Annotated in this window: 14 protein-coding genes; 6 read left to right on the top strand and 8 right to left on the bottom strand. The window is 68.4% G+C overall.

The genetic code is table 11. The features are described from left to right. Positions 1–13: 13 nt before the first annotated feature. Genes J8I33_RS27085 through tsaB form a run of 4 tightly spaced genes read right to left on the bottom strand, consistent with a single transcriptional unit; the run spans position 14 to position 3,258 of the window. The gene (locus J8I33_RS27085) at positions 14–979 is read right to left on the bottom strand and encodes a DUF1853 family protein (protein ID WP_209927744.1); all 966 of its coding nucleotides are present in this window, start codon (positions 977–979) and stop codon (positions 14–16) included. Next, positions 976–2,007, bottom strand: a complete 1,032-nt coding sequence (locus tag J8I33_RS27090; protein ID WP_209927742.1) for a uracil-DNA glycosylase — start codon at positions 2,005–2,007, stop codon at positions 976–978. Before J8I33_RS27090 ends, J8I33_RS27085 begins: the two co-directional genes overlap by 4 nt. After that, positions 1,994–2,494 (bottom strand): ribosomal protein S18-alanine N-acetyltransferase, encoded by a 501-nt coding sequence (gene rimI / locus J8I33_RS27095; protein WP_209927740.1) that lies wholly within the window; start codon positions 2,492–2,494, stop codon positions 1,994–1,996. The genes J8I33_RS27090 and rimI overlap by 14 nt, the downstream gene beginning before the upstream one ends. Beyond that, positions 2,491–3,258 carry a tRNA (adenosine(37)-N6)-threonylcarbamoyltransferase complex dimerization subunit type 1 TsaB gene (gene tsaB / locus J8I33_RS27100; RefSeq protein WP_124554717.1) on the bottom strand — a complete coding sequence of 256 codons (768 nt, stop codon included), beginning with the start codon at positions 3,256–3,258 and terminating at the stop codon, positions 2,491–2,493. Before tsaB ends, rimI begins: the two co-directional genes overlap by 4 nt. A gap of 147 nt (positions 3,259–3,405) precedes the next feature. Here tsaB and J8I33_RS27105 point away from each other — a divergent pair, with 147 nt between their 5' ends. The 3 genes from J8I33_RS27105 to aceA all read left to right on the top strand — a co-directional run bounded on the left by J8I33_RS27105 (position 3,406) and on the right by aceA (position 7,291). Next, positions 3,406–3,675: an acyl-CoA-binding protein gene (locus tag J8I33_RS27105; protein ID WP_050012926.1), complete on the top strand. Its 270-nt coding sequence runs from the start codon at positions 3,406–3,408 to the stop codon at positions 3,673–3,675. Between the two features lie 356 nt (positions 3,676–4,031). After that, the gene (locus J8I33_RS27110; RefSeq protein ID WP_050012927.1) at positions 4,032–5,588 is read left to right on the top strand and encodes a DEAD/DEAH box helicase; all 1,557 of its coding nucleotides are present in this window, start codon (positions 4,032–4,034) and stop codon (positions 5,586–5,588) included. A 395-nt stretch (positions 5,589–5,983) separates the two neighbouring features. Further along, positions 5,984–7,291, top strand: coding sequence for an isocitrate lyase (aceA, locus tag J8I33_RS27115; protein ID WP_050012928.1), 1,308 nt, complete (start codon positions 5,984–5,986; stop codon positions 7,289–7,291). A gap of 210 nt (positions 7,292–7,501) precedes the next feature. Here aceA and J8I33_RS27120 read toward each other — a convergent pair whose 3' ends face one another. Together J8I33_RS27120 and J8I33_RS27125 are read right to left on the bottom strand one after the other, a co-directional pair. Beyond that, positions 7,502–7,936, bottom strand: a complete 435-nt coding sequence (locus J8I33_RS27120) for a universal stress protein (RefSeq protein ID WP_050012929.1) — start codon at positions 7,934–7,936, stop codon at positions 7,502–7,504. 159 nt (positions 7,937–8,095) lie between these two features. Continuing rightward, positions 8,096–9,001 carry a LysR family transcriptional regulator gene (locus J8I33_RS27125; protein WP_050012930.1) on the bottom strand — a complete coding sequence of 302 codons (906 nt, stop codon included), beginning with the start codon at positions 8,999–9,001 and terminating at the stop codon, positions 8,096–8,098. A 158-nt stretch (positions 9,002–9,159) separates the two neighbouring features. Between J8I33_RS27125 and J8I33_RS27130 the strand changes: the two genes are divergently transcribed. Further along, positions 9,160–9,927 carry a haloacid dehalogenase type II gene (locus J8I33_RS27130; protein WP_050012931.1) on the top strand — a complete coding sequence of 256 codons (768 nt, stop codon included), beginning with the start codon at positions 9,160–9,162 and terminating at the stop codon, positions 9,925–9,927. Between the two features lie 68 nt (positions 9,928–9,995). Then, entirely contained in the window at positions 9,996–11,588 is a 1,593-nt protein-coding gene (aceB, locus tag J8I33_RS27135; protein WP_050012932.1) for a malate synthase A, read from the top strand. 138 nt (positions 11,589–11,726) lie between these two features. Here aceB and J8I33_RS27140 read toward each other — a convergent pair whose 3' ends face one another. Then, entirely contained in the window at positions 11,727–12,140 is a 414-nt protein-coding gene (locus J8I33_RS27140) for a gamma-glutamylcyclotransferase family protein (protein ID WP_050012933.1), read from the bottom strand. Positions 12,141–12,463: 323 nt separating this feature from the next. On the opposite strand from J8I33_RS27140, the gene J8I33_RS27145 reads away from it, so the two are divergent. After that, positions 12,464–13,345, top strand: coding sequence for a helix-turn-helix transcriptional regulator (locus tag J8I33_RS27145; protein ID WP_050012934.1), 882 nt, complete (start codon positions 12,464–12,466; stop codon positions 13,343–13,345). A gap of 25 nt (positions 13,346–13,370) precedes the next feature. On the opposite strand, the gene J8I33_RS27150 is transcribed toward J8I33_RS27145, so the two are convergent. Continuing rightward, positions 13,371–13,835, bottom strand: coding sequence for a GNAT family N-acetyltransferase (locus tag J8I33_RS27150; RefSeq protein ID WP_069617696.1), 465 nt, complete (start codon positions 13,833–13,835; stop codon positions 13,371–13,373). Positions 13,836–14,258: the final 423 nt, after the last annotated feature.

Consider the following 14,258-nt stretch of genomic DNA (forward strand, 5'->3'; position numbering starts at 1 on the left):
CGCTGACGCGGCGTCAGCGATCCTGTGCGGCGAACGCCTGCGCGCGCGCCGGCCAGTCGTCGGGTACGACGAACCCGCGCGCCGTCTCGCGCCACGTGCCGTCACTCCCCTTTTCATGGATGCCGATCAGGTCGGGCGCCTCGCGCGTCGCCAGCACGGGCGGCAGTTCCGGTGCGCTCGCCAGCGGCTCGGGCTCGAACCCCGCGCCGGCGGCGGCACGCCGCGGCGCCAGCCACGCCAGCCGCGGCAATACGCTCCATGCGGCGCCGTCACGCTGCGCGGCCGCCCACGCCGGCCACTGCGCATGCGTCAGCCAGAAACCGCGCGGGTGATCCGGCGCGATTTCGGCGGACACCGGCGGCACCGGCGCACCGTGCGGATGGAACAGCCAGCCCTTGATGAACATCTGCGCGTCGGACGGTGCACCGTAGCCGAGCCGGGCGAAGCCGTCGTGTTCGCCGAGCCGCAACTGGTGGTCGAGCAGCCGGCTGCGCTTGCGGTCGAACCGGTCGACGAGATTGGGGCCGACGAAGTCGGCGAGCGACGCGCCGTCGCGGACCGGCGCGCACAGATAGCACTTCACCGCGAGTTCCCAGTGCAGGCGTCGACCGTCCGGCGCATCGACGAGAAAGTCGACTTCGCCGAGCGTGCGGCCGTTGCTGCGCAGCGGCAGATTAGCCGCGACGAGCCGCAGCGACGGCCCGTGCGTCAGGAAGTATTCGAGCAGGCATTCGGCATAGCGGCCGAGCCGGGTGGGCCGAAACCCGTCGAGCGCGCGATGCAGCGGCCCGGGCTGCGCATCGAGCGCGGCGAGCCACGCTTCGACGGCCGCTTGGCCCGCCGCATCCGGCCAGGGGCGCGCGAGCGGCGCGCCCGGCACCGCGGTGAGCAGGCTCGGGCTGGCCAGCAGCCAAGCCAGATCGCGTACCGCGGCGTCGAGCAGCGTATCGACGAACGCGCACGCCGCGCCGGTCGTCATGACCCGGCCGGGCCGTTCGCGTCGGCGCCTTGCGCACGCTGGAACGTGTCACGTGCGAGGCACAGGTCGGCCCACGCCTTCGACTTGTCCTGAAGGCTGCGTAACAGGTAGGCCGGGTGGTAGGTGACGATCACCGGCACGCCCTCGTACGCATGCACGCGGCCGCGCAGCGATGCGATGCTGGCGTCCGTCTTCAGCAGCGTCTGCGCGGCAAAACGGCCGAGCGCGACGATCAGCTTCGGCTTCACGAGCGCGACCTGGCGCTGCAGATACGGCTCGCAACTCGCGACCTCGTCCGGCTCCGGGTTGCGGTTGCCGGGCGGCCGGCACTTGATCACGTTCGCGATGTACACGTTGTCGCCGCGCTTGAGCGACAGCGACTGCAGCATGTTGTCGAGCAGCTTGCCGGCCTGGCCGACGAACGGCTCGCCCTGCTTGTCCTCGTTCTCGCCCGGCGCTTCGCCGATCAGCATCCAGTCCGCTTCGCGGTCGCCGACGCCGAACACGGTGTTGGCCCGCTTCTCGCACAAGCGGCACAGCGTGCAGTCGGCCACGCGCGCGGCCAGCGCATCCCAGTCGAGCGTGGCGACCGGCGTGCCGGCAGGACGCGATTCGGCGAGCGGCGCGGGCGTGGATTCGCCCGGCGGCGCCGCGTCGAACCAGGCGAAATCGTCGTCCGCTGCCGGCGGCGCATCATCCTTCGGCGCCATCGTATCGGGCGATGCCGCCGATGCAGCTTGCGCAGGCGGGCGACCGCCGTCGTCGACACCGTGCGCCGACACCCGCGATTCGCGAGCCGCAGAGGCGCCGGCCGCGCCACGCGCGACGGCCGTCGGCGCATCGTCCTGCACCGGTGCACGCGCTGCCCGCACCGGCCGATCGGCCGCGACGGCGGAACCGTCGTCGGTCGCCGCGGTCTGCGCGACGGCAGGCGCGTCGGCTGCCGCGCCTTCGTCCGCGCGCTGCCCGCGCCGCACCCAGATCTGCGCGAGGCCCAGTTCCTCGAGCGCCGCTTCACCCCACGCCATGTGCGTCCCCCTCGTCCTTGTTCAGCGTCAGACGCATCACGATCGCGTCCTCCCGGCTCCGATGCTTCGCCGGATAGTAATTCTTGCGCCGGCCGATCGTCATGAAGCCGAAGCGCTCGTACAGATGGATCGCGCGCGGATTCGACGGCCGCACTTCGAGCAGCATGCCGTCGAGCCCTTCCGCACGCGAAATGCGCACCGCCTCGCGCAGCAGCGCGAGGCCCGCGCCCGCGTGCTGCGCGACCGGCGCGACGCACAGGTTCAGCAGATGCATCTCGTCGACCACGGGCATCAGCACGCAATAGCCGACGAGCGAGCCCGTCACGTGCCTCAGGCACACGCCCAGATAGCCGTTGCGCAGCGAATCCTCGAAGTTGCCGCGGCTCCACGGGAATTCGTACGCGACGTGCTCGATTGCGACGACCTCGTCGAGATCGGCGTCCGTCATCGGCGCCAGATAGCGGTCGCTCAGCAGGACACCCGTCATCCCTTCGCTCCGCCCGTCTGCGCGGCCCGTACAGCGAGGCGCTCGGCCGTCGTCTGCGCGACCTTGTCGCGCACGTATTCGGGTGCGGCCTGGTCGGCCGGCACCGCTCGCCCGGCGCGGAACGCGCGCAGCGCGGCATGCGCGACCGCCAGCGCATGCGGCAGCGCATCGCCGTCGATCACGGCCGCCCGCGCGGCGGCCGGCAATTGCGCGCCGAACGCCGCGGCCGCATTGCCGGCGAGCGTAAACGGCGCGTCGGGCACGCCGACGGTCCCCGGTGCGTCGAGCGACGCCGGATGCAGCGTGCGCCAGTCGCCCGCGCCGTCGTCCCATTCGAAATCCGCCCAGTAGGCTTCGTCCATCCGCGCGTCGAGCGCGGCGAGCACGCGGGTCGTGCCGGGCGCGCGCAGCCGCGCGTGCTCGGCGCATGCGAGCAGCGTGCCGATCGGCACGACCGGCAGCCCGGCGCCGAACGCGAGGCCCTGGGTAATGCCCGTCGCGGTACGCAGGCCCGTGAACGAGCCGGGGCCCGCGCCGAACGCGATCGCGTCGCAGTCGGCGAGCGTCAGCCCGGATTCGGCGAAGAGTTCCTGGATCGCCGGCAGCACGCGCGTGCTCGACACGGCGCCCGTCGGTTCGTGACGGACCCAGGTTTGCGGAGTGGAAACGGCGTCATCGGCCGGGGCCGAGCGCAGCAGCGCGACCGAGCAGTATTCGGTCGACGTATCGATGGCGAGGAGCACTGTTTGCGTCATGGCCGACATTGTAATGCGCCGCCCCGCTCCCACGGGCGATCGGGCCCGATCTGTGCGCACGTGCGGCGCCGGCGGCGGTTTGGAAGGATCGCTCGACCCGGCGCGACGGTCCGCTTGTTAAGATCGGCCGATCTGAAACCCTTACGGAGACACCCGATGAGCGAACTCACCGCCCAATTCGACCAGGCCCAGATCGACGTCAAGCAACTGACGGAACGGCCGGGCAATCTGACCCTGCTGCGCCTGTACGCGCTCTTCAAGCAGGCGACCGACGGCGACGCGCACGGCGACAAGCCCGGCTTCACCGATATCGTCGGCAAGTACAAGTACGATGCCTGGGAAGCGCTGAAGGGCACGTCGCCGGACGCGGCGAAGCAGCAGTACGTCGAACTCGTCGAATCGCTGAAAAACGGCACGGCTTCCTGACCAAACCGCCCTCGCCGCAATAGGCAATCAAATCAGTGGCGCAGCGCAGCAAATTTCTTTATAATGCGGCCTGCGTCACCTCCCGCGCTCGGCTCGAAGCCGTTCCGGCCCGACGCCTCGTAGCGTTAAGCTCCAATCCGGTTTAGAACCTGTCCCCTCCTGCTTCGACCCTTGCGGTCGTCAACTAGGCTGGCGGCCCCGCTCCAGAAGCGCGCCGCACCCAAAACAGCTTCTAATGCCTCATCCGCCGACGGTTCGGCGGATTGCACCCGTTTCCCGATTTGCTCGCTGAATCCGACGACTTGGGTATGCGCGATTGGCGCCGACGTTTCACCCACTGTGTTTCAAGGATTGTTATGACTTCGAGCATCAACTCCAGCCCGCTCAACGCGATCGCCGACCAGGCGCTCGGTCTCGACGCCGCCGCCGCACCGGCCGCGGTCGAACCGGCGTCGGACGAGCCGAGCTTCGCGTCGCTCGGGTTGTCGCCGGAGATCGTCTCCGCGCTGCAGGCCGCCGGCTACGTGAAGCCGACGCCGGTCCAGCAGCGCGCGATTCCGGCCGGCATCGCCGGCCGCGACCTGCTGGTGTCGAGCCCGACCGGTTCGGGCAAGACCGCCGCATTCATGCTGCCCGCGATCGAACGTTTCGCGCAGCTCCAGAAGACGCAGGCGCAGCAGCCGCGCGCGCCGCGCGACCCGAACCAGGGCGACCGCCGCGCGCGCCGCCCGCAACCCGTCGCGCGCCCGGGCCTGCTCGTGCTGACGCCGACCCGCGAACTCGCGATGCAGGTCACGACGGCCGCCTCGACGTACGGCAAGCACCTGAAGCGCCTGCGCACGGTCAGCATCCTCGGCGGCGTCGCCTACGGCCAGCAGCTGATGCTGCTCGCGAAGAACCCGGAAATCCTGGTTGCGACGCCGGGCCGCCTGCTCGATCACCTCGAGCGCGGCCGTATCGACCTGTCCGAACTGAAGATGCTGGTGCTCGACGAAGCCGACCGCATGCTCGACATGGGCTTCATCGAAGACATCGAAACGATCGTCGCCGCCACGCCGGAATCGCGCCAGACGATGCTGTTCTCGGCCACGCTCGACGGCAAGATCGGTTCGCTGACGGGCCGCCTGCTGAAGGACCCGGAGCGCATCGAGATCCAGCAGCGCCTCGAGTCGCGCACGAACATCGCGCAGACGGTCCACTACGTCGACGACCGCGATCACAAGGATCGCCTGCTCGATCACCTGTTGCGCGACGACGCGCTCGACCAGGCGATCATCTTCACGGCGACCAAGATCGACGCCGACCAGCTCGCCGGCCGTCTCGCCGACGCAGGCTTCGAATCGGCCGCGCTGCACGGCGACCTGCCGCAGGGCGCGCGCAACCGCACGATCCGTGCGCTGCGCGAGCGCCGCGTGCGCGTGCTGGTGGCGACCGACGTCGCGGCACGCGGCATCGACATCCCGGGCATCACGCACGTGTTCAACTACGACCTGCCGAAGTTCGCGGAAGACTACGTGCACCGTATCGGCCGTACCGGCCGCGCGGGCCGTTCGGGCACGGCGGTCAGCCTCGTGCACCACGCCGAGCAAGGCGCGCTCAAGCGCATCGAACGCTTCGTGCGCTCGCCGCTGCCGGTCAACGTGGTCGAAGGTTTCGAGCCGCGCAAGTCGCCCCCGCGTAACGGCGGCACCGGCGGCCGCGGCCGTCCGGGCGGTGGTAACGGCGGTCGTCGTTTCGGCGGCAAGCCGGGCGGCGGTTATGGCGGCAACGGCAATAGCAGCGGCAACGGTCGCAGCTACGGCGGCGGCAATGGCGGTGGCTGGAGCGGCAAGCCGGGCGGCAGCCGTGACGGCGGCCCGCGTCGCGACGGCCAGCGCAGCGGCGCCCCGCGCCGTAGCAATTCGGCATCGTAAGCATCTGGGCGGCCCTGCAGCCGCCCCCGCGGATGGGCATCTCGCCCATTCAACCAACCGGCGCATCCGCGCCGGTTTTTTTTCGCCCCACCGCCAATTTCACGATGCAGGAAATTTTTTTGCGTCGTAAAAAATCATGCTGCACGGCACAACCCGTGCGATTGCGGGATAGGAAAACGCATTTCTTATCTCGAAATGACGAATGCAACCCGTTGATTAAAAACAATTAAAAAATTCCGCACTTCCCGAGCCAGCCCCTGTTTCGCTCCCGCCGATTTGCCTAGACTCTTATACAAGACCTCGCGAACGGGAACGCATCGCTTCCCCGCCTCGCGAACCGCATCGTCACCGCCAGATTCGGCCCGTCACGCATACATCGCATCAAGGAGCTCATCATGTCGCGTCAGCAACAGGCACAGGAACTGCAGCAGCAATGGGAAACCGATCCGCGCTGGAAGGGCATCAAGCGCAGCTACTTGGCCGAGGACGTGGTCCGCCTGCGCGGCTCGATCCCGATCGAGCACACGCTGGCCAAGCGCGGCGCGGAAAAGCTGTGGAGCCTCATCAACAACGAGCCGTTCGTCAACGCCCTCGGCGCGCTGACCGGCAACCAGGCGATGCAGCAGGTGAAGGCCGGCCTGAAGGCCATCTACCTGTCCGGCTGGCAAGTGGCCGGCGACGCGAACGTCGCGGGCGAAATGTACCCGGACCAGTCGCTGTATCCGGCGAACTCGGTGCCGCTCGTCGTCAAGCGCATCAACAACACGCTCACGCGCGCCGACCAGATCCAGTGGTCGGAAGGCAAGAACCCGGGCGACGAAGGCTACGTCGATTTCTTCGCGCCGATCGTCGCCGATGCGGAAGCCGGCTTCGGCGGCGTGCTCAACGCGTTCGAGCTGATGAAGGCGATGATCGAGGCCGGCGCGGCGGGCGTCCACTTCGAGGACCAGCTCGCGTCGGTGAAGAAGTGTGGCCACATGGGCGGCAAGGTGCTCGTGCCGACGCGCGAAGCCGTCGCGAAGCTGTCGGCCGCGCGTCTCGCGGCCGACGTGATGGGCACGCCGACCGTGCTGGTGGCCCGCACCGACGCGGAAGCGGCCGACCTGATCACGTCCGACGTCGACGACAACGACAAGCCGTTCCTGACCGGCGAGCGCACGGTGGAAGGCTTCTTCCGCACGAAGCCGGGCCTCGAGCAGGCGATCTCGCGCGGCCTCGCGTACGCACCGTACGCGGACCTGATCTGGTGCGAAACGGGCAAGCCGGATCTCGAGTACGCGAAGAAGTTCGCGGAAGCGATCCACAAGCAGTTCCCGGGCAAGCTGCTGTCGTACAACTGCTCGCCGTCGTTCAACTGGAAGAAGAACCTCGACGACGCGACGATCGCCAAGTTCCAGAAGGAACTCGGCGCGATGGGCTACAAGTTCCAGTTCATCACGCTGGCCGGCTTCCATGCGCTGAACTACTCGATGTTCAACCTCGCGCACGGCTATGCCCGCACGCAGATGAGCGCGTTCGTCGAACTGCAGCAGGCCGAGTTCGCGGCGGCCGACAAGGGCTTCACGGCCGTCAAGCACCAGCGCGAGGTCGGCACCGGCTACTTCGACGCGGTGACGCAGACGGTCGAACGCGAAGCGTCGACGACCGCGCTGCACGGCTCGACCGAGGACGAACAGTTCTTCGACGGCAAGAAGGTCGCGTAACACGCCAGGCGTTACGCCGATGCCCGCCGCGTCTCGCGACGCCGCGGCATCGGCCACCGGAACAACAATCAGGGAGGAGACGGCAGGCGCGCGAGTCCCATCGCGCAACCGGCCGCGCGGCCTGCGGGCCGCCAGCAACGCTGCGCGCCGGCTTCGTCCGGCGCGCCCTTTTTCCGATGCGCAGCCCGCCCCGCCACGGCCGGCGCTGCCCTACCGATAGACGATCACCGGAATTTTCGTATGGGTCAGCACGCGCTGCGTCTCGCTGCCGATCAGCAGGCTGCCGAGCCCGCGGCGTCCGTGGGACGCCATGAAGATCACGTCACACCCGCCGCGTTCGGCCGCCTCGATGATGCCGAGATACGGCGACGGATGCACGCTCGTCCACGTGTCGCACGCGACCCCGGCCGCCTTCGCGGCCGCTTCCACCTCGTCGAGATGCGCGCGCGCCTCGCGCTCGCTGCGCGCGCGGAAATCGGCGGGCGGCTCGATGATCACTTCGGAAAACGGCGAGTACGGGTATTGCGGCAGGCACGCATAGGCCGTAACCTGCGCGCCGACCGCGCGCGCCAGGTCGATCGCGCCGTCGATCGCCTTTTGCGACAGTTCGGAACCGTCGGTTGGAACGAGGATGTGCCGGAACATCGCGCCCTCCTTCGTCAATCGCACGCCGCGCGCCCCGGCTCCGGCCGAGCCGGCCGCGACACCGCGTGCACGCCTCTTACGATTGTAGTGGGTGAAACCGCGCAAGCCGCACCGCCAGCGGGTTCGCCCTCATATCGGAAACACGCGGGCGCGCGGCGCCTACTCGCCCCAATAGCCGGGCCGCTCGTACGTGTGCTTCAGGTAATCGAGAAACAGGCGCACGCGCAGCGGCAGATGTCGGCGCTGCGGAAACACCGCGTGAATGCCGATCGGCGGCGCGGCGAACGCATCGAGCACGCTGACGAGCCGGCCGGCCGCGACGTCCTCGCCGACTTCCCACCACGAGCGCCACGCGAGGCCGTGGCCGGCGAGGCACCATTCGTGCAGCACTGCGCCGTCCGAGCATTCCATCGTGCCGTTCACGCGGATCGACACGACCTTGTCGCCTTCCTGGAACGCCCAGCCGCGCTGCTGGTTCGCATTCGCCGCGAGCGCGAGGCAGTTGTGCCGCGCCAGTTCCGCGAGCGTGGCCGGCGTGCCGCGCCGTGCGAGATACGCGGGCGACGCGACGCACACGCGGCGGTTCTCGCCGAGCTTCAGCGACACGAGCGACGAATCGGGCAGCTCGCCGAGCCGCACCGCGCAATCGAACCCCTCGTTGACGAGGTCCACCATCCGGTCGGACAGGTCGAGCGTGACCGACACGTCCGGATGCGCGCCGCTGAATTCGGGCACGAGCGGCGCGACGTGCCGCCGGCCGAAGCCGGCCGGCGCGGAGAGCCGCAGATGGCCGCTCGCCTTGACGCCGCCGGCGGACACGCTCGCTTCCGCGTTCTGCATCTCGTTGATGATGCGCTGGCAATCCTCGAGGAACGCCGACCCCTCGAACGTCAGCGTGAGCTTGCGCGTCGTGCGCACCAGCAGCTTCACGCCGAGCCGCTCCTCGAGTGCGTCGAGGCGGCGGCCGATGATCGCCGGCGCGACGCCTTCCGCGTGCGCGGCCGCCGACAGGCTGCCTTTGGCCGCGACCGCGGCGAACGTTTCGATCTGTTTGAACCGGTCCATGACTCCGTCGAGAGGACGGCCTCGCCGTCCTTCAAATAGCTTGAGCCGCACAAGATTAGGTATATGAAAGTAAAAGATCAAGTGATGTTTAGCGTCTTTTTTAGCAGCTTATATCACGAATAGAATCGACCCGACCTCTGAAACTGGAGCGCAAGGCTATGTCGGCCACAACGACACTCTCCTCCCCCGACGCCATCCTCTTCGACGCATTCGGCACGTTGTTCGACGTGCGTGCCGTGCTGGCCGCGGCTGAGCAGATGTTTCCCGGACACGGGGAACGGTTGTCGCAGCTGTGGCGGCGCAAGCAGATCGAATACTCGCAGCTGCGCACGCTCGCCGATCCGGCCGGCGCGCACTATCGCCCGTTTCGGGACATCACGCTCGACGCGCTGCGGTTCGCCGCGCGCAGGCTCGGGCTCGCGCTGAACAGTGCGGCCGAGAAACGCCTGATGGACGAATACGCGTGCCTGTCCACCTATCCCGACACGGTGCCCGCGCTGCGCCAGCTGCACGCGCTCGACCCGCGCCCGCCGCTCGCGATCCTGTCGAACGGCACCCCGCAGATGCTCGACATCGCGATCAAGAGCGCGGGCATGACCGGCCTGTTCGATCGCGTGCTGTCGGCCGACACCGTGCGCGCGTACAAGCCGAGCCCGGCCGCGTATGCGCTCGGCACCGCCGCGTTCGGCGCGAACCCGCGCGGCATCGTGTTCGTGTCGTCGAACGCGTGGGACGTCGCGGGCGCCACCTGGTTCGGCTACACGACGTTCTGGCTCAACCGCACGGGCGCGCCCGCCGAGGAACTCGGCGCGCCGCCCGACGGCACGGGCGCCGGCATGGCCGACCTGCTCGCGTTCCTCGCCACCCCCGCCCCGGCTCCGTCCGGCAGACCCGCAAACCGCACGCGCCCCGGCCCGGGTGCATGACGTTTCGCAGCGCTGCCGCCTTCCCCTTTCACCGAAACCGCAACTGACCGACCAAGGAGATGAAACTCATGAGCACCCCGATCACGCTGCCGCAAGGCATGACGATCACCGGCGAAATCAAGCCGGGTTACGAAGCGATCCTGACGCCCGACGCGCTGGCACTCGTCGCGTCGCTGCATCGCACGTTCGAATCGCGCCGCCAGACGCTGCTGCAGGCGCGCGTCGAGCGCACGAAACGCCTCGACGCGGGCGAGCGCCCCGATTTCCTCGCCGAGACGCAGGCGATCCGCGAAGGCGACTGGAAGGTCGCGCCGCTGCCGGCCGACCTGCAATGCCGCCGCGTCGAAATCACGGGCCCGGTCGAGCGCAAGATGATCATCAACGCGCTGAACTCGGGCGCCGATTCGTACATGACGGACTTCGAGGATTCGAACGCGCCGAGCTGGACGAACCAGATCGACGGCCAGATCAACCTGAAGGACGCGGTGCGCCGCACGATCTCGCTCGAGCAGAACGGCAAGTCGTACCGGCTGAACGACAAGGTCGCGACGCTGATCGTGCGTCCGCGCGGCTGGCACCTCGACGAGAAGCACGTGACGGTCGACGGCCAGCGCGTGTCCGGCGGCATCTTCGATTTCGCGCTGTTCCTGTTCCACAACGCGAAGGAACTGATCGCGCGCGGCTCGGGCCCGTACTTCTACCTGCCGAAGATGGAAAGCCATCTCGAGGCGCGTCTGTGGAACGACATCTTCGTCGCGGCCCAGGAAGCGATCGGCGTGCCGCGCGGCACGATCCGCGCGACGGTGCTGATCGAGACGATCCTCGCCGCGTTCGAGATGGATGAGATCCTGTACGAACTGCGCGAACACAGCTCGGGCCTGAACGCCGGCCGCTGGGACTACATCTTCTCGGCGATCAAGAAGTTCAAGAACGACCGCGACTTCTGCCTGGCCGAGCGTTCGAAGATCACGATGACAGTGCCGTTCATGCGCGCGTACGCGTTGCTGCTGCTGAAGACCTGCCACAAGCGCAACGCGCCGGCGATCGGCGGGATGAGCGCGCTGATCCCGATCAAGAACGATCCGGAAGCGAACGACAAGGCGATGGGCGGGGTGCGCTCGGACAAGCAGCGCGACGCGACCGACGGCTACGACGGCGGCTGGGTCGCGCATCCGGGCCTCGTGCCGATCGCGATGGAAGAATTCGTCAAGGTGCTCGGCGACCAGCCGAACCAGATCGCAAAGCAGCGCGACGACGTGCAGGTCGAAGGCAGGAACCTGCTCGACTTCCAGCCGGAAGCGCCGATCACCGAAGCCGGGCTGCGCAACAATATCAACGTCGGGATCCACTACCTCGGCGCATGGCTCGACGGCAACGGCTGCGTGCCGATCCACAACCTGATGGAAGACGCGGCGACGGCCGAGATCTCGCGCTCGCAGGTGTGGCAATGGATCCGCTCGCCGAAGGGCGTGCTCGACGACGGCCGCAAGGTCACGGCCGACCTCGTGCGCGAATTCGCGAAGCTCGAGCTCGACAACGTGAAGCGCTCGGTCGGCGGCAATACGCAGCCGTACGAACGCGCCGCGGCGATCTTCGAGCAGATGTCCACGTCGGAAGGCTTCACCGAATTCCTGACGCTGCCGCTGTACGAGGAAATTTGACGACGCTGTCGGCTGCGATCGCCGGACGGCCACGCCGTGTCGGCGGTCGCATGCGATGACGGGTCACCGGCAGGAAAAAAGCGCCCCGCGGGGCGCTTCCTCTTTTGCAGCGAATCCTGCCACCGCCCGCAGGCACGCTCAGGCGGCTTCCTGCTCGCGCCGGTGCTGAACCCAATCGCCGGACGCGATGCGCGGACGCCCGGCCGCCGCGTGCGCGGCGACCGGATAATACAGGCACGCGTACTGCCGGCCGCCGAGCTCGACCGTTACCTCGTCCGGCTTGAACAGCGAATCGACGCCCGGATAGACGCGCTCGATCTCGTCGAGCACCGGGACGAGCTGCGCGTCGACCTCGTAGACGTCGCCCCACACCAGCGACTTGCCGGCCGTACCGGCGATCATGCCCGGATACGTGCCGAAATCGACCAGTTCGCCCGGCAGCGCGGCCGCGCCCAGCAGCGTCGGCGCGGCGATGCCGTGGCGGGCGGCCGCATGGCCGATGTCGTTGGCCTGTCCGGCTCTCAAGGTGCCATAGACGAATACGTGGCGCATCGTGGTTCTCCTCTTCGATTCGTGTGTTGCCGTGTTGGCGTGCGACCGGTGCGCGATGGGCGCGACGTGGCGCACGCATCGATAGACCGCGATACCGGCCCGATGGTTCGAACCGTCGGTGCGACCGGCTGCGGGCGACCGGCTGCGGGCGACCGGCTGCGGGCGACCGGCTGCGGGCGACCGGCTGCGGGCAGCCACCCCGGATTCGCCGACGCCCACACAAAGTTCATTTGAAGCCGGCATGATGGCCCGAAAAACCGCCGCATGCGCACGCGCGGCGCCTTCTAAAATAACGGCATCGCCGCCGCGCCGCCCGAACTTTCATGAATCCGCCCGCCCAAGCCGACGTATCGAACCCGTACGACGTCATCGACATCCCGCCGGAATTCGCGCCGACCGCCGACCATCCGATGCGCGTGCGCGCGCGGCAGGTCGATGCCGGCCGCCGCATTCCGCTGCACACGCATGCGTGGGCGCAGCTCGCGTATGCGTCGCGCGGCGTGCTGCGCGTGGCGACGACCGGCACGACCTGGATGGTGCCGCCGTCCCGCGCGATCTGGGTGCCGCCGCACGTGTCGCACGAAGTCGTGATCGTCGAAGAGGCCTACTTGCGCACGCTGTATATCGACGAGTCGATCGTGCCGGGCGGGCTCGATGCATGCCGCGTCGTCGAGGTGACGGGGCTGCTGCGCGAGCTGATCGTCGCACTCGACGCGCGCGACCTGAGCGCCGCGCGCGAGCGCCTGCTGTGCGGGCTCGTGCTCGACGAGCTGAGTCATGCCGAACCGTTGCCGCTCGCGGTGCCGATGCCGGACGAAAAACGGCTGCGCCTGCTGTGCGAATCGGTACTCGCGCAGCCCGCGCATGCGGAGTCGCTCGAACACTGGGCGAGCGAGGTCGGCGCGAGCACGCGCACGATCTCCCGGCTCTTCAAGCAGGAACTGGGCGTGAGCTTTTCGCAGTGGCGCCAGCAGGCGCTGCTCGCGCGGGCGATCCCGCTGCTTAACCAGGGGCGACCGCTGTCGCACATCGCGCGCGAACTCGGCTACCAGAGCCAGAGCGCGTTCTCGGCGATGTTCCGCCGCGCATTCGGCGAAAGCCCGCGCGCGTTCATGCTGCGCGGCTACGAGCATCGGGGCCCGGAAGGCGACGTCGCGGAAAACGAAACGCCGGACGACGACGGCGCGATCGACGCGGCCCGCTGATCGCTCGTTCCCGCGCGCCGGACCGTCAGACCGGCCGCACCATGTGGCGGATCGAGCCGAGTTGCGCGAGCCGCGGCCCGGTGACGCGGTAGCCCATGCGCAGATACAGATGCGCGGCAGGATTGTCGACGAACACGCGCAACTGCAGTTCGTGCAGCCCGCGCGCACGCGCCCAGCGATGCGACATCTCGAGCATGTAGGTGCCGGCGCCCTGCCCGCGATGGCCGGCCGCGATCTGCACGTCGCGGATGTGCAGCGAATCGCCCTCCTCGGTCACACGCAGCACGCCGATGCGCTCGCCGTCGGCTTCGAGGATGAAGTTTTCGGATTCGCGCCAGCTCGCATAGAACAGGTCGCTGCGCCACACGAGCCCATGGCGCTTGTAGTAGCCGCCCATGTTGCCGTGCGTCAACGCTTCGGCATACGGAAAATCGCCGGGCTCCGCGGGTCGGAGCTGATACAGGAGTCGCAGGTCGGTCGGATCGAGCATCGCGCAGGAGTCGGAAACGCATCCCGCCACGATAGCGCAGTCGCGTGCGGATGCAATCGCGAATTTCTCGTAGGGGCGCGGCGCGCGGTGTCGGGTGTCAGCGGAAGGCACAATGGACGATTCAAATGAAAAAGCCCGCACGAGGCGGGCTTCTTCATTTTCTGGCGGAGCGGACGGGACTCGCCTACATCCCGCAGGCCGCGGCTGCGCGTGCGCGCGCAGCCCTTCGAGTCCCGTCGGAAGCCGCGCAGGCGGCTTCCTCCGCTCCGCAGTCACGCGCCCGCGAGCGGGCACAACGACCGAATGCACAAACAACAATGCCCGCACAAGGCGGGCATTGTTGTTCGTTTGGCGGAGCGGACGGGACTCGAACCCGCGACCCCCGGCGTGACAGGCCGGTATTCTAACCGACTGAACTACCGC

Source organism: Burkholderia sp. AcTa6-5, from assembly GCF_017815075.1.
GTDB classification, from domain to species: Bacteria; Pseudomonadota; Gammaproteobacteria; order Burkholderiales; family Burkholderiaceae; genus Burkholderia; species Burkholderia sola.